Source organism: Zhenhengia yiwuensis, from assembly GCF_014384995.1.
Lineage (GTDB): Bacteria > Bacillota > Clostridia > Lachnospirales > Cellulosilyticaceae > Zhenhengia > Zhenhengia yiwuensis.
This window is the reverse complement of the sequence record NZ_JACRSY010000029.1, coordinates 1-19,502: the sequence shown is the minus strand read 5'-3', so window position 1 is coordinate 19,502 and position 19,502 is coordinate 1. Positions and strand designations below refer to the sequence as shown.

Here is a 19,502-nt window from a genome sequence, read left to right as displayed (position 1 = left end):
TCCCCTCCCCAGGCTAAGCCTCTAAAGTTTAATCCTTGTTCCAGTTTCTCCTCTTATGCCTGCTTTTGCTTTTTCAAGTAAAGTAATAAGTGTATATCTTCCTTCCTTTGATCTTGCAAAATTAGTAGCTGCCTCTACCTTAGGTAGCATAGATCCAGGAGCGAACTGGTTTTCTGCAATGTACTTTTCAGCCTCAGCTACTGAGAGTGTATCAAGCCATTTTTCATTAGATTTCCCAAAGTTAACAGCTACTTTCTCCACTGCTGTTAAAATAATAAGGCAATCTGCATGAACAGCTTTAGCCATTTCACAGCTTGCAAAATCTTTATCAATGACAGCGCCTACACCGGATAAATGATTACCATGTGCTACTACAGGTATACCCCCACCTCCTGATGCAATAACAACTTGCCCTGCATCTGCTAGTGCCTTAACTGTTTCTATTTCTACAATACGTATAGGTTTAGGAGAAGCAATCACTCTTCTATAACCTCTACCTACATCTTCCATCACACTGTATCCTTTTTTCACCAAAAGATCTGCTTCTTCCTTGGTCATAAATCTACCAATAGGCTTAGTAGGATGTAAGAAGGCTGGGTCTTTTTCATCTACTTCTACTTGTGTAATAAGTGTAACAACTGATTTTTGTATACCTCTATTAAGTAACTCTTCTCTTACAGCATTTTGAAGATCATAACCAATATAACCTTGACTCATAGCTACACAAACAGACATAGGAATCACGCAAGTATCTGGATTAGATTTATGCACTTCTCCCATTGCTAGATTAATCATTCCAACTTGTGGACCATTGCCATGAGATAAAATAATCTCATAGCCCTCCTCTACTAAGTCTGCAATGGCTTTTGCTGTATGCTTAACAGCTATCATCTGCTCTGCTAAATTGTTACCTAAAGCATTTCCCCCTAAGGCAATAACGATTCTTTTTGCCATATGCATCCCTCCCTAACAAAGCTTTCTATTTATACAAACGGTCTTTTCTTTCTTTTTCAAGTTTTCTAAGTACAGCTACTGGATCCCCTACTTTGGCAAGAAAAATCATGGCTGCAATAATATAAGGCTTAAAAGATGCTTCTTTATAAAGTTCATCACGATAACGATCAAAGACACTTGCAGCTACTTCTCCTTCTTTGCAACTTACACCTGAGATATCAGCCGGTAAGCAATGCATATAAAGTGCTTTGCCATTCTTTGTAGTTGCCATAAGCTCTTCTGTACATTCCCAATCCTTATGCTGTGCATTTTGCATAAGGAGCTCTTGCTCAAGCTTATAAATGCCTTCCATATCACCTTTACCATATAAGTCTGTACGTACTTCCATAGCCTGGTAAGGTGCCCAGCTCTTTGGATAAACAATATCTGCATCTTTAAAAGCTTCTGCCATAGAATGGGTCTTAGTAAAAGAACCACCTGACTCTTTAGCCTGTTTTTTAGCTAACTCCTCTACGTCACTCATGATCTCATAACCCTCTGGATGAGCAAGCACTACATCCATACCCATACGTGTCATAAGCCCTATAATACCTTGTGGTACAGATAATGGCTTACCATAAGAAGGAGAATACGCCCATGTCATGGCAATCTTTTTACCTTTTAAGTTTTCAATGCCACCAAATTCATGAATAATATGAAGCATGTCTGCCATAGCCTGTGTAGGATGATCAATATCACATTGTAGGTTTACAAGCGTTGGGCGTTGTTCTAGAACACCTTTTCTAAATCCTTCTTCAACAGCATCAGCTACTTCATGCATATAGGCATTACCCTTACCAATGTACATATCATCACGAATACCTATAACATCTGCCATAAAAGAAATCATATTAGCTGTTTCACGTACTGTTTCACCATGTGCAATCTGGGATTTACCTTCATCTAAATCCTGTACTTCAAGCCCTAATAGGTTACAAGCAGAGGCAAAACTAAAACGTGTACGTGTTGAATTATCTCTAAATAATGAAATACCTAGTCCGCTATCAAACAGGCGTGTAGAGATATTTTGACTTCTTAAATAACGTAAGCTGTCTGCTACTGTAAAAACAGCTTCTAATTCTTCAAAGCTTTTTTCCCAAGTTAAAAAGAAATCATTTTGATACATATTTCTAAAATGTAACTGTTCTAATTTTTTAAGTACAGCTTCAAATGTATTCATGTTTTCTCTCCTTTTTATTTAAAGATTTTGGTAGTAAAGCGTTGGCATCATTGCATAGACTGCTGCACATTTTACAAGGTCAGCTTTCCATGTTTTTTCATTTGGTGCATGAGCTTCACATTCTTTTCCTGGACCAAATCCAATACAAGGAATACCAAAGCGTCCCATTATAGAAACACCATTTGTAGAGAATGTCCATTTATCTACTAAAGGCTCTCCATACATACCTTTATAAGAAGCTACTGCTGCCTGCGCCGCTGGGTGCTCCTCGGGAAGGACCCAGGCTGGGAAATAGCAATCTGTTGGATAAATAAGCTCTGTCCAACTCGGCCTGTCATATTTATACATAGTGACTTCTGCTTGATATTTTTGAACGGAAGGAAGCTTACGAATCTCCTCTAGTGCCATTTCATAAGTTTCTCCTGCTGTTAGCCTTCTATCTATAGAAATAGCACTCATATCTGCTACTGCACAACGTGATGGAGAATTATAAAAAGATTGAGAAACAGTTAAGGTACCTTTACCTAAGAATGGATCTACATGTAACTTATCATTCAGTGCTCTTACCTCATTAATAATTTCTGCCATTTTATAAATAGCATTATCTCCTCTTTCTGGTGCGGAACCGTGACAAGAAATACCTTTTACTTCTACACGAATTTCCATACGACCTCTTTGACCTCTATAGATATTACCATCAGTAGGCTCTGTAATCACTACAAATTCGGGTTTAATCTGACTTTCTTGAATAATGTACTGCCAGCATAGCCCATCACAGTCTTCCTCTTGTACTGTTCCTGTTACAAGTATGCTATATTGCTCTGGGAGAAGTCCTAAATCTTTCATAATTTTTGCACCGTAAACGGCTGAGACAATACCACCTAATTGGTCAGATGCACCACGCCCTCCAATTTCTTCTTCTGTTTCATATCCTTCATAAGGATCAAAAGTCCAGTTACTTCTTTCTCCAATACCAACAGTGTCAATATGTGCATCATAAGCAATTAACTTCTCACCTTTTCCTATATAGCCTAACACATTACCCATAGGGTCAATATCTACCCTATCAAATCCCAGTTCTATCATTTCCTTTGTAATACGCTTTATAACGCCTTCTTCCCTACAACTTTCTCCTGGAATAGCAATCAAATCTCTTAAAAATTTTGTCATAGCACCTTCATAATTTTTTGCAGCTTCCTTTACTTCCATAAAACCCATCTTTATTTCCCCCTTAAAATGATAATTTCATTTTATGATTCCAAACAACATCTCTATAATGCTCGGGATCTGTATCCCCCTCTGTTGAAAACATTAAGATAACAGAATGTTCGTCTAAATTAAGGGCTTGTTTAAGTGATTTCATCTCTTCTATTTCCATAATACTTGCTAGAAGTCCCATACTCACTGCACCTGATTCACCTGATATAACTCTTGTATCATCTTTTAAAGGAGCCCCTAACATACACATGCCTTTTGCAGCTACCCAATCAGGGCAAGATACAAAGAAACTACTATTATTTTTTAGAATTTCCCAGGAAATGGTATTCGGTTCTCCACATGCAAGCCCTGCCATAATCGTTGGCATATCTCCTGTTACTATACGTATATTGCCATCTCCCGCCTTTGCAGATTTATAAAGGCAGTCTGCCTTAGAAGATTCAACAATAACCGTTGTAATTTCTTCATTTGGGTAAAGATTAGAAAAATAGCCTTGAACTGCTCCTGCTAATGAACCTACTCCTGCTTGCACAAAAATATGAGTAGGCTTCTTTCCCAGCTGGCTAGCTGCTTCCATAGCCATTGTGCCATAGCCTTGCATAATCCATGCCGGAATCTCCTCATAGCCTTCCCAAGCTGTATCTTGAACCATTACACCACCTGGTGTGCGATTAGCATGGGCACTTGCAAGACGTACACATTCATCATAGTTAACCTCTTCAATAGTTGCTGTAGCACCCTCTTTTTGGATATTCTCAAGTCTAATTTGCTGAGTACCTTTAGGCATATAAACTACAGCTTTTTGACCCAGTTGACGTGCAGCCCAAGCTACCCCTCTTCCATGATTACCATCTGTTGCTGTAAAGAAAGTAACTTCTCCAAGCTGCTTCTTAAGATCTTTTGAAGTAAAGGTTTGATAATCTAATTCACCCACATCTTTTCCAAGCTGTTTAGCAATATGTTTAGCCATTGCAAAGGAGCCACCTAAAACTTTAAAAGCATTTAATCCAAAACGATACGATTCGTCTTTAACATAAATGCCTCCTAAATGGTAAAAGTCTGCAAGATGATTAAGGGCTACTAAAGGTGTTTCATTATACATTGGAAAACTCTCATGAAAATGTTTTGCTTTTTGTACCTCATCTACAGACATAATAGAAAGATGATCACCATTTGTATGTACCATCTTGTTCTCTATCCATTTAATTTGTTCCATTAAAAGATCCTCCTACTTGCCATTTTTAGTTGCTTTCTTTTCCATATAATTATAAAGTGTGTATTTTGAAATACCGAAGTACTCAGATACCTTATCACCTGATTTAGTAATTAAAAAAGCTCCTGCTTCTTCTAAAAATTGTATGGCTCTTATTTTATCTTCTTTATTCATAAGTGCGACGGGTTTTCCTATAAGCTGGGTGGCTCTTTCTATAAGATCTTCTAGTAAGTCCTCAACTTTCGTGGTAATTTTAGCTGCAGGGGCAGAAAGCTGCTTCGTATCCCTAATTAACTGACTCAGTACATTTTCAGCTAGCATGAGCTTTGTTATATCATAGTTAATAGAGAAAATACCCTCAACCTCGCCTTTTTCATTCTTAATGTATATGGTACTAGATCGTAACAATCTCCCATCTTCTGTACTAACACAATAACCAATCTGGTCCTCTCCCTTATGATGTCTTAGCGTTTCAAGCACCACTTCAGAAGCACCATCTCCTACTTGACGATGTGTAACATGACCATTTTCAATTTGTACAATAGTATGTTCTTTATCATCAAGTGTCAAATCATGTATAGTTACTTCACACTCTAACCCAAATTGTTTACCTAGCGCTTCTGCTAACCTGCTTATAAATTCTATAGGTATCTTATTTTGCATCAACCTTTCTCCCCATTTCAGTGAACTTCTAATAAGAGTATATGCGCACTTTTTCAGAATAGAAAAATTATATACACTTTTTATAAAAAAATTTTAGGTATGCTAAAAAATTTTGGTATATGGTTCAGTTCTGTCTCATTCCATCATAAACATAAACAGAGACTTAAATGTTTTTCTAATTTTCAAGAGAGGGGTAGGAAATGTTACTCATTGGAAATGGTTATTTAGTTTCAAGAGATGAAAAACAACCGTTTTTACAAGATGGCTGTGTTGCCATAGAAAAAGATACCATTATGGCTATAGGTCCTACAGCGCACCTTAAGACGCAGCACCCTTCTGCTACTTTTATCGATGCTAAAAAGGGGCTCATTATGCCAGGGCTTATTAATACGCATAATCATATTTATAGTGCTTTTGCACGAGGTGCTTCCTTAGGTGGTCCACCACCTCGTAACTTCCTAGATATTTTAGAGCACACCTGGTGGAAACTGGACCGCCACTTAACTTTAGAAGATACTAGATATAGCGCTTATTGGACTTATCTAGATTGTATTAAAAATGGTGTGACAACTATCTTTGACCATCATGCAAGCTATGGTGAAATTACAGATAGTCTATTTGCTATTTCTGATGTGGCTAATGAATTAGGCCTACGTACATGTCTTTGCTATGAAGTTTCTGACCGTGATGGACAGGATAAAATGAAACGAGCTGTTAAAGAGAATGAAGCTTTTATAAAAGCTTCTCAAAACCATCCTATGCAAAAAGGATTGATGGGGCTTCATGCCTCCTTTACACTTTCAGATGCTACCCTCGACTACTGTCGTAGCCACCTTCCAAAAGGTAGTGGTTACCACATTCATGTAGCTGAAGGTATAGAGGATGTCTATGATAGCCTTAAAAAATATGGTAAACGTGTACTTCATCGTCTGTTTGACCAAGATATATTAGGTCCTCATACGATTGCCGGACATTGTATTCATATTACTCCAGATGAAATGGACCTTCTTAAAGAAACAGATACTGTAGTGGTCCATAATCCAGAAAGTAATATGGGTAATGCTGTAGGGGCGCCACCTGTATTAGAACTTTTTAAAAGAGGCATTTTAATAGGACTTGGTACAGACGGTTATACCAATGATCTATTTGAATCTTTAAAAGTAGCAAATATCCTTCAAAAACACCATACATGTAATCCAGCTGTAGCTTGGGAGGAGATTCCCACCATGCTCTTTGAATACAACCCTAAAATAGTTAGCCGTTTCTTTACAAAATCTGTAGGTGTCTTAAAACCTGGCTATGCAGCTGATGTGATTGTAGCTGACTATATCCCTCAAACACCACTTAATACGCATACCTTAAACGGACATCTTTTATTTGGATTAAATGGCAGGTTTGTAACGACAACTATAGCAAATGGCAAAGTCCTTATGAAGGATAGGCAAATTCTTATAGCCGATGAGGAGCGTCTTATGGCTAAATCTCGCCAGCTCGCGCAGGCACTTTGGAATCGTGTTTAAAAGAGGGGAGTTAATAAAATGAATGATCGTATGACACCTATTCCTTTTCCCAAGTTAATGGAATGGATTCTAATAGAAAAAGAACATGTCTTTGGTATTAAACAGATTTTTAAAACAACATCTCATAAATATTTAAATTTATTTAACGAAAAACTTGAAATACCTTGCGGACCTGCTGCTGGCCCCCATACACAGCTTGCTCAAAATATTATTGCTGCCTATCTAGCTGGTGCTAGATTCTTTGAGCTCAAAACTGTACAGACTTTAGATGGAGAAGACTTACCTGTTGATAAGCCCTGCATAAGGGCAGAGGATGAGTGCTACAATGTAGAATGGTCTACTGAGCTTACTGTACCTGAGGCTTTAGAAGAATATATTAAAGCTTGGTTTGCTTTAAAACTTATGAGTAAAGAATTTGACTTAGGTGACCCTAACGGCTTTATTTTCAACATGAGTGTAGGCTATGACTTAGAAGGGATTCGTTCTACTAAAATTAATACCTTTATTGAAGGGCTTAAAGATGCTTCTTCTACGCCTATATGGCATGCCTGTATAGAGTGGGCTAAGTCTCATCTTCAAGCATTTCAATGTATTGATGAAACCTATCTTTTAGGCATCTCTTCTCATATTTCCTCTTCTGTTACCCTTTCTACACTACATGGCTGTCCACCTGATGAAATTGAACGCATTGCTACTTATCTTTTAAAAGAAAAAGGACTGCATACTTATATTAAATGCAATCCTACACTTCTAGGCTATGATTTCACACGCACCATTCTTAATCAAATGGGCTACGACTATCTTGTTTTTGATACTCATCATTTTGAACATGATCTTCAGTTTGATCAGGCTGTTCCTATGCTTGAAAGATTAATCGCCCTTTCGAATAAACTGTCACTTACCTTTGGTGTTAAATTGACAAATACATTCCCTGTTCAAATCACACGTTCTGAACTTCCTGGTAAAGAGATGTATATGTCTGGACGTGCACTTTTCCCACTGACTCTTTCACTTGCTTACAAACTTGCTCATACTTTTAAAGGTAACCTTAATATTTCTTTCTCTGGTGGTGTAGATGCCTACAATATTAAAGGGCTATTTGAACTGGGTATTTATCCTATCACCTTTGCAACTACACTGCTTAAACCTGGTGGCTATAACCGATTTTATCAAATTGCCTCTCTTCTTAATACTTCTAAAGAGGTGCCTCATAAACCTATAGCTCTTTCTAGACTCTACACCTTCTTACAGACAACTTATACAGATACACACTATACGAAAGCCATTAAACCTTTGCCTGCTCGTAAAATAGAAAGTTCTGTTCCACTGCTAAACTGTACTTTTGCCCCCTGTCAAAAAGGTTGCCCTATTGAGCAAGACATTCCTGAATATATACGTCTTGTAGGTGAAGGACAATATTTAGAAGCTCTTAAAGTGATTACTTTAAAAAATCCACTACCTTTTGTGACAGGTACTATCTGCAATCATACTTGTACTACTAAATGTAGACGTAACTTTTATGAAGAGGAAATCTCTATTCGTCAGGTAAAGCTAGAAGCAGCGACTCAAGGTTTTGATGCCCTTCTAGAGACTCTTACTCCTCCTTCTATTCAAAGCCCTCATAAAGTAGCTATTATTGGAAGTGGTCCTGCTGGGCTTGCAGCTGCTTACTTCTTAGCACGTAGTGGTATGGATGTTACAGTATTTGAAAAACGTAAGGCACTTGGTGGTATTGTACGTTTTGTTATTCCAGATTTTAGAATAGCTAATCAGGCACTTTATAAAGATATTCGCCTTATTTGCCAGTACGGGGTTAAATTTGAACTTGGTCGTGAAATTACCTCTCTTGACGCACTTAAATCAGAAGGTTTCCAATATATACTTATTGCAACAGGTGCATGGCAACCAGGACATCTCAATTTAGAAGGTGATGTACCACTTAATGTCATCCATTTCTTAGAACAATTTAAATCAGACCCTAGCGTTCTTAACCTGGGAAAGAATGTTGCTATTATAGGCGGTGGTAATACAGCTATGGATGCTGCTAGAGCTGCTAAGCGTGTACCTGGTGTAGAGAATGTGTACTTAGTTTATAGAAGGACAAAACGTTATATGCCTGCTGACACAGAAGAACTTGAACTGGCACTTAAAGACGGCGTATTGTTTAAAGAATTACTTAGCCCACAGCAATTTAAGGAAGGTATGCTCACCTGCATCAAAATGAACTTAGGTCATCCTGATGCCTCTGGCAGACTACAGCCTATTCCAACTGAAGAAAAAGTAAATCTTCCTATTGATACACTCATTAGTGCCGTAGGCGAAAAAGTGGATACAGATTTCTTTAAAATGAATGGACTTCCTATTGATACTAAAGGCTTTATAATTCATGACCCTTTCACCACAGAGCTACTGTCTAACACCTTTGTTATAGGCGATGCACGTAGTGGACCTTCTACAGTTGTATCTGCTATTCATGATGCAACCCTTGCTGCTAAAACTATTTTAAAACGTGAAAACTTAATATTTTCTTCTATACCAACTTCTACTCACTCGCTTAGAACGGATGAAGTCTATAGCAAGAAAGGTATATTAAAAACTAATGGTTCAGTAGAGGATGAATCTATTCGCTGCTTAGAATGCGATAAAATCTGTGAATGCTGCGTAGATGTCTGTCCAAATCGTGCTAATGTGACATTAGATGTAGAAGGCAAAAAACAAATTCTTCACATTGATTGTATGTGTAATGAATGTGGTAACTGTACGATTTTCTGTCCTTACAATAGTGCACCATACCGAGATAAATTTACCCTATTCCATACATTAGAAGCATTTAACAGTAGTACAAATTCAGGCCTATTTGTTGCGGATTTTACTACAAAAGCTATTAAGTTACGTATAGATAAAAAAATAAGCATTTTACATGCTCATGAACTAGATGATCGCTTTACACTTAAGCCTTTCATTTTAGCACTCTTTAATGAGTATGCTTATCTTATTTAAATCTAAATAGGAGGTACACATGTCTACATTCTTTGTTAACGGCGAGCAAGTTACACCCCGTCGTAATCAAAAACTTCTTACCTTTTTGCGTGAAGACCTAAATCTTGTCTCTGTTAAGAATGGTTGCTCTGAAGGAGCCTGTGGCACTTGTATAGTACTCATTAATGGCAAAGCCACTAAAGCTTGTATTCCTCAGACTGACAGATTAGATGGAAAACATATTATAACTGTAGAAGGGTTAACTCAACGTGAGAAAGACGTGTATGCCTATGCCTTTTGTGAAGCAGGAGCCGTACAATGCGGCTTCTGTATTCCTGGCATGGTTATAAGCGCCAAAGGACTTTTAGACCAAGTTCTAGACCCTACACCTGAACAAGTTAAAGAAGCTATTAAAAACAATATTTGCCGTTGTACTGGCTATAAAAAAATCGAAAAAGCTATCTTACTAGCTGCCTCACTTTTAAGGAATCACATACCACTTCCTTCTGCTACTTCATCTGGTCAAGTAGGTGATCCCCTCGGACGTATTGATGCTATGAAAAAAGTTCTTGGGCAGTCCGAATATGTAGATGATATGCGCATAGACGGCATGATTTACGGATCTGCTTTAAGAAGTGCCTATCCACGCGCTATTGTGAATCATATTTCTACTGATGAAGCATTAAAGCTTGATGGTGTACTCGGTATTATTACATCTAAAGATATTCCTGGGGCACATAAAATAGGCCATCTCAAAAAGGACTGGGATGTACTCATTGAGGAAGGTGGTACAACGAGGTACTTGGGGGATGCTATTGCACTTATCGCTGCACGTTCACCAGAGATTGTAGAATCTGCGAAGAAGCTTATTCAGGTAGACTATACACCACTAGCACCTATTACAAGTCCTATAGAAGCTTTAAAAAATGATGCACCGCTCATCCATGAAAACGGCAATGTCCTTCAAATTGAACATCTTGTAAGAGGTCAAGCAGATGAAAAAATTAAACAAGCTAAATATGTTGTAACGCGTCACTATAGTACGCCTTTTACAGAACATGCTTTTTTAGAACCCGAATCCGCTATTGCCTTGCCAAATGAAGATGGTATCCTCATTTACTCTGCAGATCAAGGTATTTATCAAACCCGTACAGAATGTGCTGCTATGCTAGGACTTGAGCCAGAGCAAGTTAGAGTCATTGCTAAAACTGTCGGAGGTGGTTTTGGTGGTAAAGAAGATATGAGTGTGCAACATCATGCAGCTCTCCTTGCCTATCTCCTTAAATGCCCTGTAAAAGTATCCTTATCCCGAAAAGAAAGTCTTATTGTCCATCCTAAACGCCATGCCATGGAAATGGATTTTACAACAGCTTGTGATGAAAATGGGTATCTCCTTGCACTAAAAGCCACGATTATTTCAGATACAGGCGCTTATGCTTCTCTTGGCGGTCCCGTTCTGCAGCGTGCTTGTACCCATGCAGCTGGTCCTTACAGTTATCAAGATATTGATATTTTAGGCAAAGCTGTCTATACCAATAATCCTCCTGCAGGTGCCTTTAGAGGATTTGGTGTTACACAAAGCTGTTTTGCTATGGAATCTAATCTTAACCTCTTAGCAGAAATGGTTGGCATCTCTCCTTATGAAATACGTCTGCGTAATGCTATACGTCCTGGCCAGGTATTGCCAAATGGCCAGATTGCAAGTGATGATACAGCCCTCGTCGAAACACTTGAAGCCGTGAAACCTTATTATGATGCCCATCCTTATGTAGGTATTGCCTGTGCCATTAAAAATGCTGGCCTGGGTGTGGGTATTCCAGATACCGGACGTTGTAAACTGGTGATTATAGATGGTAAAGTGCATATTCGTACAAGTGCTGCCTGTATTGGACAGGGGCTTGGAACCGTTATGACTCAGATTATATGTGAAACGACTCATCTTAAACCAAGTGATATCATCCATGAAGCCCCAGATACTAAACTTGCCCCTAATGCCGGTAATACAACAGCTTCTCGCCAGACACTTTTTACCGGTGAAGCGGCCCATCTTGCTGCACTAAAGCTTGCTAAAGATTTACAGGCCGTTTCTTTAGATGCCCTAAATGGCAAGGAGTATGACGGTGAATATGTGGGTATTACAGATAAAATGGGTTCTCCTAAAGAAAACCCTGTGAGCCATATTGCCTATGGCTATGCTACTCACCTTATCATCCTAAATGAAGCAGGTAAGATTGAAAAAGTCATTGCTGCTCATGATGTAGGCCGTGCTATTAACCCTAAAAATGTAGAAGGTCAAATAGAAGGTGGTGTCACTATGAGTCTAGGCTATGCGCTTACAGAAAATTATCCGCTTACAGACTGCATGCCTACTGCTAAGTTTGGTACACTTGGCTTATTTAAAGCACCAGATGTTCCTGAAATTGAAACCATTATTATAGAAAAGAATCACTCTGATCTTGCTTATGGAGCTAAAGGTATTGGAGAAATCTGCTCTATTCCTACAGCTCCTGCTGTAGCACTAGCTTACTGGCAATATGATGGCGAATTCCGAACTAGCCTCCCTCTTATCCATACTCCTTATTCTAAGGAAAGGAGAAAAAATAAATGAGTCGTTTACTAATTAAAAACATTCATACCCTTATAAGTTGCGATGATCAAGATACTATCTATCATCATGTTAACCTTTATGCAGAAAATGGTGTCATTCACTCTATCGGCCCTCAATCTTTTGAGGCCGATCAAGTGATTGATGGTAGTCATTATTTTGTTTACCCAGGTCTTATTAATACACATCATCACCTTTATCAAGCTTTTACAAGGAATTTACCTCAAGTTCAAAATCTAGAACTCTTTGACTGGCTTAGAACCCTCTATGAAATTTGGAAAGAACTTACCCCTGATGCTATTTATTTAAGTAGCCTAGTGGGCATGGGGGAGCTGATTAAAAATGGGTGTACGACTTGTTTTGACCATCATTATGTATTCCCTCATTCCGTGAGCCATAACTTTATTGATAAACAATTTGAAGCTGCAGATACTCTAGGTATACGCATGCATGCTTCTCGTGGTAGCATGTCTCTTAGTCAAAAAGATGGTGGTCTTCCACCTGATAGTGTGGTTCAAACAGTAGATGAGATTTTAGCTGATTGCGAAAGACTTGTTAAAAAGTATCATGATCCTTCCCCTTATGCTATGCACCAAATAGTTTTTGCACCTTGCTCGCCTTTTAGTGTAACAAAAGAACTTCTACGTGATTCTGCCAAACTTGCTAGAAAACTTGGCGTTAGATTACATACTCATTTAGCAGAAACTTTAGATGAAGAACGCTTTACTTTAGAAAGAACAGGTATGCGTCCATTAGAATACATGGCGAGTCTAGGCTGGATTGGGCAGGATGTATGGTTTGCACATGGTATTCATTTTAATGATGAAGAACTCCATATACTAGCTCAAACACAAACAGGTGTGGCCCATTGCCCTATTTCTAATATGAAGCTTTCCTCAGGTATTGCACGTATTCCAGAAATGCTTAAACTTGGGGTACCTGTAGGGCTTGCTGTAGATGGTAGTGCGAGCAATGACGGCTCTAATTTACTTGAAGAGTTACGTATGGCTTACTTGCTACATCGTCTTCATTCAAGCTATGAGGCACCAACAGGCTATGAACTCTTAAAAATGGCTACTAAAGGTAGTGCAGGGCTACTAGGACGCATGGATATTGGCACTTTAGCACCTTACAAGGCCTGTGACCTTTTCATGGTTGATTATGAAAAGCTTGAACTTGTTGGGGCTACTTATGACCCACAGTCTGCACTAGCTACGGTAGGTCTTAAACAACCTGTAGATTATACAATCATTGCAGGTAAAATAGTCTCTCAAAACGGAAAACTTTTAGGTATAGATGAAGAAAAAATCAGTAGTATGGCACGTATGGAAGTTAGTCAGCTACTCAAAAAGGGAGGGATAAAATGAGTGTTGGTGAAAGTGTAAAACGTGTGGATGCTTATGAAAAAGTAACAGGACGTGCAAAATATACAGATGATTTATGTCCACGTACTGCTTTAGTGGCTAAAGTCCTACATAGCACCATTGCAAGTGGTTATGTCAAATCCATTGAGATAGAAGAAGCTTTAAAAGTAAAAGGGGTTGTCAAAATTGTAACTTGTTTTGATGTACCTTCTCATACCTTTCCAACGGCGGGGCATCCTTGGTCTACAGATTCTAGTCATCAGGATGTAGCAGATAGGCGTTTGCTTAATACACATATACGTTATTATGGTGACGATATTGCTGCTGTTGTTGCTGAAGATGAAGTGGCAGCTTCCCGTGCGCTACGTCTCATTAAAGTTGAGTACGAAGCCTTTACACCTCTTCTTACACCTAATGAGGCTATGCATGCTACTTCTGCTCCTCCTATTCATGAAAATTATCCAGACAATATTTTGTGTCATTCTGATTTTGAAATAGGTCATTATGAAGAAGCAATTAAAGACCCCGATCTTATATGGTTTGAGGGTGAATACGATACCCAAATGGTTCAGCATTGTCATATTGAACCTGCTGTTTCTTTCGCCTATGAAGACAATCATCGTATGATAGTTGTTTCTTCTACTCAAATTCCTCATATTATGAGGCGTGTCATTGCACAGGCCTTAGGTGTACCTTTTGGTCAAGTACGTGTTATTAAACCTTATATTGGAGGCGGATTTGGCAATAAACAAGATGTACTCTATGAACCCCTTAATGCCTTTTTAAGTAAGCAAGTAGGTGGTAAATGTGTCAAACTTGAACTAAGCCGCGAAGAAGTTTTTACCTGTACCCGTACACGTCATAGCGTTCAAATTAAGCTTAAAACAGGCGTACGAGCTGATGGGCGTATTGTAACACGTAAAATTGAAGCATTAGCTAATCAAGGTGCTTATGCTTCTCATGGTCACGCTATTGTTTCCAATGCTATAACAGGATTCAGGCATATTTATCAGCAAGAAAAAGCTGTAAAAGCTGATGCTTATACTGTCTTCACGAATCTGCCTTGTGGTGGTGCTATGCGTGGTTATGGCATTCCTCAAGTTACTTTCGCCTGTGAATCTCATATGCAGGATATCGCCGAGGCCCTTCATTTAGACCCTATTGCTTTTCGTATGCAAAACGCTATGCAGCTAGGTTATAAAGATCCATTTTTAGGTATCACCTGCTACTCCTCAGGTCTTAAAGAATGCGTAGAAAAAGGGATGGAGTATATCCACTGGCATGAAAAATATCCGGCTTATCAGGATCAAACAGGTCCTATCCGCAAAGGGGTTGGAATGGGTATTTTCAGCTATAAGACAGGGGTTTATCCTATTTCTCTTGAAACGGCCAGTGCACGTCTTGTTCTAAATCAAGATGGCTCAGCACAACTTCAAATGGGTGCTACAGAAATTGGGCAAGGTGCAGATACTGTTTTTAGTCAAATGGCCGCCGAGACAATTGGCTTTACTTTAGATCAAATTCATATTGTTTCTACACAAGATACAGATATTAGTCCATTTGATACAGGTGCTTATGCTTCTAGACAAACTTATGTCAGTGGAATGGCCGTGAAAAAGACAGCAGCACTCTTTAAAGAACGCCTTCTCTCTTATGCTGCTTATCTTTTAAAAGTTCCTGAATCTACTTTAGATATCCAAAATAATGAGATCATTAATTCTGTTACCAAAGACTGTCTAATCACTTTGCCAGCTCTAGCACTCGAAGCTTTTTATAACTTAGATTATGCTTCTCATATTACTGCTGAAAGTAGTGTACAGTGTAAAAATAACACCATTTCCTTTGGTGTTTGCTTTGCTGAAATCGAAGTAGATCTTGCTCTTGGACGTATCAAAATACTCGATATCATTAATGTTCATGATAGTGGTGTACTCATTAATCCTCAGCTTGCAAAAGCCCAGGTCCATGGTAGTATGAGTATGGGACTAGGTTATGCTTTAAGTGAACAGTTACTCTTTGATGCCAAAGGTAAGCCACTTAATCCTAATTTACTAGATTACAAGCTTCCTACGAGCATGGATACACCAGACCTTGCTGTAGACTTCGTAGAAACTGTGGACCCAAGTGGACCTTATGGCAATAAATCCTTAGGCGAACCACCTGCTATTCCTGTTGCACCTGCTATAAGAAACGCTTTGCTTCAAGCAACAGGTATTGCTTTTAACAGTTTGCCTATTACACCACATAAAATAATTGAAAAATTTAAAGAAAACGGCTTAATTTAAGGGGGAAATGCTATGTATGATATTGAAAATATTTATGAAGCCGTAGATATACAAGATGCTATAAAGGCTTTAGTAGAAAATCCATCTGCTATACCACTTGCAGGTGGGACAGATATACTGATTAAAATTAGGGAAGGTAAATTAGCTGGAAAATCTTTTATCAGCTTACATCATATAAATAGTTTAAAAGGCATTACACGAGATGAACAAGGAAATATTATGATTAGGCCGCTCACCACTTTTTCTCACATTACTTATCACCCTCTTATTAAGACGTACCTTCCTATGCTAGGTGAGGCAGTCGACCAAGTAGGTGGTCCTCAGATTCGCAATATGGGGACCATTGGCGGTAATATATGTAATGGTGTAACCAGTGCCGACAGTGCATCTACTCTTTTTACCTATAATGCCCTTTTAGAAATTACAGGGCCCACTGGCATAAGAAATATACCTATTACAGCCTTTTATAAAGGCCCTGGACGTGTCCATTTACAACAAGGTGAACTGCTTACAGGCATATGTATTACAAAAGAAAATTATGAAGGATTCCATGGTCATTATATTAAATATGCTATGCGAGAAGCTATGGATATTGCTACATTAGGCTGTGCAGTTAACTGTAAACTAAATGCTTCCTTAGATCAATTAGAAGATGTTCGTCTTGCCTTTGGTGTGGCAGGTCCAACGCCTATGCGCTGTAACAAAGCCGAAGCTGCTGTTATAGGTCAAACAATTTCTCCTTCTCTCTTTAAGACTTTTAGTGAAGTAGCTCTTACTGAAGTTAATCCTAGAACATCTTGGCGTGCTTCTCGTGATTTCCGTCTTCAGCTTGTTAAAGAACTGAGTAAACGTGCACTTAAACAGGCTATTTTATTAGGAGGAGGGCATTTAGATGATTAAAGTTATTCATTGTATAGTAAACGGTAAAGAAGAAGAAATTCCAGTTGATATACGAGAATCTCTAGCCGATATGCTTCGGCATAGACTCGGCTTAACTAGTGTTAAAAAAGGCTGTGAAGTAGGTGAATGTGGCGCCTGTACAGTTCTTGTTGATGATGAAGCTATCGATTCTTGTATTTATCTTGCATTATGGGCAGATGGTAAAAAAATTATTACTGTAGAAGGCCTTCAGCAGCATACTTCCCTTTTAACACCTATTCAGCAAGCCTTTGTGGATGAAGCAGCTGTACAATGTGGTTTTTGTACCCCTGGACTCATTATAACTGCGGTTGAAATCGTGGGAAGTGGGAAACACTATTCTCGAGATGAACTGAGAAAACTTATTTCAGGTCATCTTTGCCGCTGCACAGGGTATCACAATATTTTAAATGCCATGGAACGTATTGTAGAAGAAGCCCATAAGTTTGTAGGCAATGAGTACTAACCTCCCTATTAAAAGAGGCTCTATTTGAGCCTCTTTTTTGTATTTATGCTATTTAACCTTTTGCTTTTATCTTGTATGAAGCCAGCTCTTACGCCTTATGCTTCAAACAGCTCTCCTTCGAGCATCCAGTCCCTTGATGCCTATTATCAACCAGTATAAGATATATTAAAAGCAACTAGATTCCATTGCTCAAACACTGTATACCAATAAGGTTGAAGGTAAATCTTCAAGTCAAATTATACAAGTTCTTAATTTTGCAAGGAAAAATATCGATTAACTTGCAGATTCTTTAAATGTACTGGAAGGAAATTATTCTTGTAATCTTATTAAGTCTTCTCGCGTTAAAACCTTAGTATCTTCTATGGACTTATTTAAATATATGACTGCTTTCTTACTTAATTATGCAGAACAAAATAATCCTCCATCTAATTTTAATGTTTTGCCAATTTACTTCAAATGAGATAACATGCTTGAACAAATTCTTACAGATTATAATACTCTTAAATAACCTCTTTTTTCCCTTCTACTCTAGAAAGACTTCTATCATCTCTTTCTAGAGTTTTTTATAGCCTATTTCCTTCTTTTATAAGCATTTCCTTTTATACATGCACTTTCCTCTTTAGTCCTTCATAATTTATAGTACTGACATTTATATAGGCTAGGAGGAGAAAGCTTTGAATAATATTTCAGTTGCCGTTGTTGGTGGTGATTTACGTTTTGTAAGACTGTGTAAGATTTTATGTGATAAAGGCTTTGATACCTGGGTATTTGGTATTACGCATCCAGATATCCCCAAAGGCGCACATATTGCTACTTCTCTTGAAGACTTAAAAGTATGTCAATATGTAGTAGGTCCTATTCCTTTTACACGCGATGGAAAAAATCTATTTACCCCACTTGGTAATACAAGTATCTCTATAGAAATGTTCATTGAAAATGTAAGCCATGCTTACTTATGTCTTTCTGTTATCAAAGAAGATATGAAAAAACTTTTTGAAAAATATAATCTTCACTATATTGATTTAATGGAAATGGATGAAGTAGCTATTCTTAATGCAATGGATACAAAAATGCATATGGCACTACATCACATACCTTAACCTATAAGAATACACTTTATAACCATGATGAGAATTCTATTGGATATAAGATTTACATGAGAAGAAAAGAGCTTAAGCTCAGCAGCAAATATGTTTGCCAATCAGTAGGTATTGCTAAAAACACTTTACGAAGATACGAACAGGGGCAAACTATCCCTTCTGCATCTATTTTAGAGAAGTTTAAGAAGTGCTTAAAACTCTAGTACAAAAGGCAGAGCCGAAGCTCTGCCCTTTATAATTTTCCGCTGTATGTAATTACTTAACAAATAATATTTTTATGTCGTTTTAATTTTTATAGTAATTCTATCTTCTTCAATTTCTACATCCTGAAACTCTATACTTCTATATTTGAATCCTTTTTCTGAACCTAGCTGCTTAAATTTTTCAATAAGCTCACTACTGTTTAAGTCATTCTTAACCATCTCTTGTATGCTTCCCATCCCATCACTCTCCATAATAATTATTAAAGAATAATATCTGTCTTATTCCTCAATAATTATTATACTTAAGTTCATCCATTATTCAACTGTATACAACTAAAAAGTCCACCCTACTTCTAAGATAATTCTTGATTTTTATAATGCTAAATGTCTTTGTTATTTAAATAATTTGACAGAAAATAAAATCTTATCCTGGTTCGACTATAACACATATAGCTTATAATTTCTTGCGAACGCTAAGGGCTTACACTGATTTTATGAGATGATAGTATCTCATAAATAGCTGTTGTCAATAAAAAATAAAGCTAGAGCATAGCTCTAGGCAAATAATATCTTTATTGAAATAACTATTTACTGCCTTAAAAACTATACTCATAATTTTGACTCTCTTATTAGGAGTTTAAACTTAAAAATAAATTATAGATATTAAAATAACAATTGATGCTAGAATAAAAATTGGACACATAGAATGGAGATTTGAGTTATAATAGAAATAACTATAATGAACGAGGTGTCCTAAAACAATGGCTAAGAGATATGACAAAGAATTTAAACTTC

At 37.7% G+C, this 19,502-nt stretch carries 15 protein-coding genes; 9 read left to right on the top strand and 6 right to left on the bottom strand.

Features of this window, described 5'->3' with window-relative positions; translation table 11 throughout:
• Positions 1-21: 21 nt before the first annotated feature.
• Genes arcC through H8718_RS14995 form a run of 5 tightly spaced genes read right to left on the bottom strand, consistent with a single transcriptional unit; the run spans position 22 to position 5,267 of the window.
• Entirely contained in the window at positions 22-960 is a 939-nt protein-coding gene (gene arcC / locus H8718_RS15015; protein ID WP_334299090.1) for a carbamate kinase, read from the bottom strand.
• Between the two features lie 19 nt (positions 961-979).
• Positions 980-2,173 (bottom strand): knotted carbamoyltransferase YgeW, encoded by a 1,194-nt coding sequence (ygeW, locus tag H8718_RS15010; protein ID WP_177672108.1) that lies wholly within the window; start codon positions 2,171-2,173, stop codon positions 980-982.
• Positions 2,174-2,191: 18 nt separating this feature from the next.
• Positions 2,192-3,391, bottom strand: coding sequence for a YgeY family selenium metabolism-linked hydrolase (locus H8718_RS15005; protein ID WP_249333520.1), 1,200 nt, complete (start codon positions 3,389-3,391; stop codon positions 2,192-2,194).
• A 13-nt stretch (positions 3,392-3,404) separates the two neighbouring features.
• Positions 3,405-4,607 carry a diaminopropionate ammonia-lyase gene (gene dpaL / locus H8718_RS15000; RefSeq protein ID WP_249333519.1) on the bottom strand — a complete coding sequence of 401 codons (1,203 nt, stop codon included), beginning with the start codon at positions 4,605-4,607 and terminating at the stop codon, positions 3,405-3,407.
• 12 nt (positions 4,608-4,619) lie between these two features.
• Positions 4,620-5,267: a helix-turn-helix transcriptional regulator gene (locus H8718_RS14995; RefSeq protein WP_249333518.1), complete on the bottom strand. Its 648-nt coding sequence runs from the start codon at positions 5,265-5,267 to the stop codon at positions 4,620-4,622.
• A gap of 200 nt (positions 5,268-5,467) precedes the next feature.
• Between H8718_RS14995 and ssnA the strand changes: the two genes are divergently transcribed.
• From ssnA to H8718_RS21110, 9 genes are all read left to right on the top strand, one after another.
• A complete protein-coding gene (ssnA, locus tag H8718_RS14990) occupies positions 5,468-6,787 on the top strand; it encodes a putative aminohydrolase SsnA (protein ID WP_249333517.1) in 1,320 nt (439 codons plus the stop codon).
• Between the two features lie 18 nt (positions 6,788-6,805).
• Positions 6,806-9,787, top strand: a complete 2,982-nt coding sequence (gene ygfK, locus H8718_RS14985; RefSeq protein WP_249333516.1) for a putative selenate reductase subunit YgfK — start codon at positions 6,806-6,808, stop codon at positions 9,785-9,787.
• A gap of 19 nt (positions 9,788-9,806) precedes the next feature.
• Positions 9,807-12,374 carry a selenium-dependent xanthine dehydrogenase gene (gene xdh, locus H8718_RS14980; RefSeq protein WP_249333515.1) on the top strand — a complete coding sequence of 856 codons (2,568 nt, stop codon included), beginning with the start codon at positions 9,807-9,809 and terminating at the stop codon, positions 12,372-12,374.
• A complete protein-coding gene (locus H8718_RS14975; protein WP_249333514.1) occupies positions 12,371-13,738 on the top strand; it encodes an 8-oxoguanine deaminase in 1,368 nt (455 codons plus the stop codon). The genes xdh and H8718_RS14975 overlap by 4 nt, the downstream gene beginning before the upstream one ends.
• Positions 13,735-16,020: a xanthine dehydrogenase subunit XdhA gene (xdhA, locus tag H8718_RS14970; RefSeq protein WP_249333513.1), complete on the top strand. Its 2,286-nt coding sequence runs from the start codon at positions 13,735-13,737 to the stop codon at positions 16,018-16,020. Before H8718_RS14975 ends, xdhA begins: the two co-directional genes overlap by 4 nt.
• Before the next feature lie 12 nt (positions 16,021-16,032).
• Complete coding sequence (gene xdhB / locus H8718_RS14965) at positions 16,033-16,920, top strand: xanthine dehydrogenase subunit XdhB (protein WP_249333512.1); 888 nt, start codon at positions 16,033-16,035, stop codon at positions 16,918-16,920.
• Positions 16,913-17,404, top strand: coding sequence for a xanthine dehydrogenase subunit XdhC (gene xdhC / locus H8718_RS14960; RefSeq protein WP_249333511.1), 492 nt, complete (start codon positions 16,913-16,915; stop codon positions 17,402-17,404). The genes xdhB and xdhC overlap by 8 nt, the downstream gene beginning before the upstream one ends.
• A gap of 674 nt (positions 17,405-18,078) precedes the next feature.
• Complete coding sequence (locus H8718_RS14955) at positions 18,079-18,504, top strand: dipicolinate synthase subunit A N-terminal domain-containing protein (protein WP_249333510.1); 426 nt, start codon at positions 18,079-18,081, stop codon at positions 18,502-18,504.
• Between the two features lie 56 nt (positions 18,505-18,560).
• Positions 18,561-18,707, top strand: coding sequence for a helix-turn-helix domain-containing protein (locus H8718_RS21110; RefSeq protein WP_408646583.1), 147 nt, complete (start codon positions 18,561-18,563; stop codon positions 18,705-18,707).
• Between the two features lie 72 nt (positions 18,708-18,779).
• On the opposite strand, the gene H8718_RS14950 is transcribed toward H8718_RS21110, so the two are convergent.
• Positions 18,780-18,944: a hypothetical protein gene (locus H8718_RS14950; RefSeq protein WP_249333509.1), complete on the bottom strand. Its 165-nt coding sequence runs from the start codon at positions 18,942-18,944 to the stop codon at positions 18,780-18,782.
• Positions 18,945-19,502 lie beyond the last annotated feature (558 nt).

Coding starts and splice junctions, on each gene's coding strand:
- arcC (WP_334299090.1), bottom strand. CDS start 960: ATGCATATGGCAAAAAGAATCGTTATTGCCTTAGGGGGAAATGCTTTA.
- H8718_RS21110 (WP_408646583.1), top strand. CDS start 18,561: ATGAGAAGAAAAGAGCTTAAGCTCAGCAGCAAATATGTTTGCCAATCA.
- H8718_RS14995 (WP_249333518.1), bottom strand. CDS start 5,267: ATGCAAAATAAGATACCTATAGAATTTATAAGCAGGTTAGCAGAAGCG.
- xdh (WP_249333515.1), top strand. CDS start 9,807: ATGTCTACATTCTTTGTTAACGGCGAGCAAGTTACACCCCGTCGTAAT.
- H8718_RS14950 (WP_249333509.1), bottom strand. CDS start 18,944: ATGGGAAGCATACAAGAGATGGTTAAGAATGACTTAAACAGTAGTGAG.
- ygfK (WP_249333516.1), top strand. CDS start 6,806: ATGAATGATCGTATGACACCTATTCCTTTTCCCAAGTTAATGGAATGG.
- xdhA (WP_249333513.1), top strand. CDS start 13,735: ATGAGTGTTGGTGAAAGTGTAAAACGTGTGGATGCTTATGAAAAAGTA.
- dpaL (WP_249333519.1), bottom strand. CDS start 4,607: ATGGAACAAATTAAATGGATAGAGAACAAGATGGTACATACAAATGGT.
- xdhC (WP_249333511.1), top strand. CDS start 16,913: ATGATTAAAGTTATTCATTGTATAGTAAACGGTAAAGAAGAAGAAATT.
- H8718_RS14975 (WP_249333514.1), top strand. CDS start 12,371: ATGAGTCGTTTACTAATTAAAAACATTCATACCCTTATAAGTTGCGAT.
- ssnA (WP_249333517.1), top strand. CDS start 5,468: ATGTTACTCATTGGAAATGGTTATTTAGTTTCAAGAGATGAAAAACAA.
- H8718_RS15005 (WP_249333520.1), bottom strand. CDS start 3,391: ATGGGTTTTATGGAAGTAAAGGAAGCTGCAAAAAATTATGAAGGTGCT.
- xdhB (WP_249333512.1), top strand. CDS start 16,033: ATGTATGATATTGAAAATATTTATGAAGCCGTAGATATACAAGATGCT.
- ygeW (WP_177672108.1), bottom strand. CDS start 2,173: ATGAATACATTTGAAGCTGTACTTAAAAAATTAGAACAGTTACATTTT.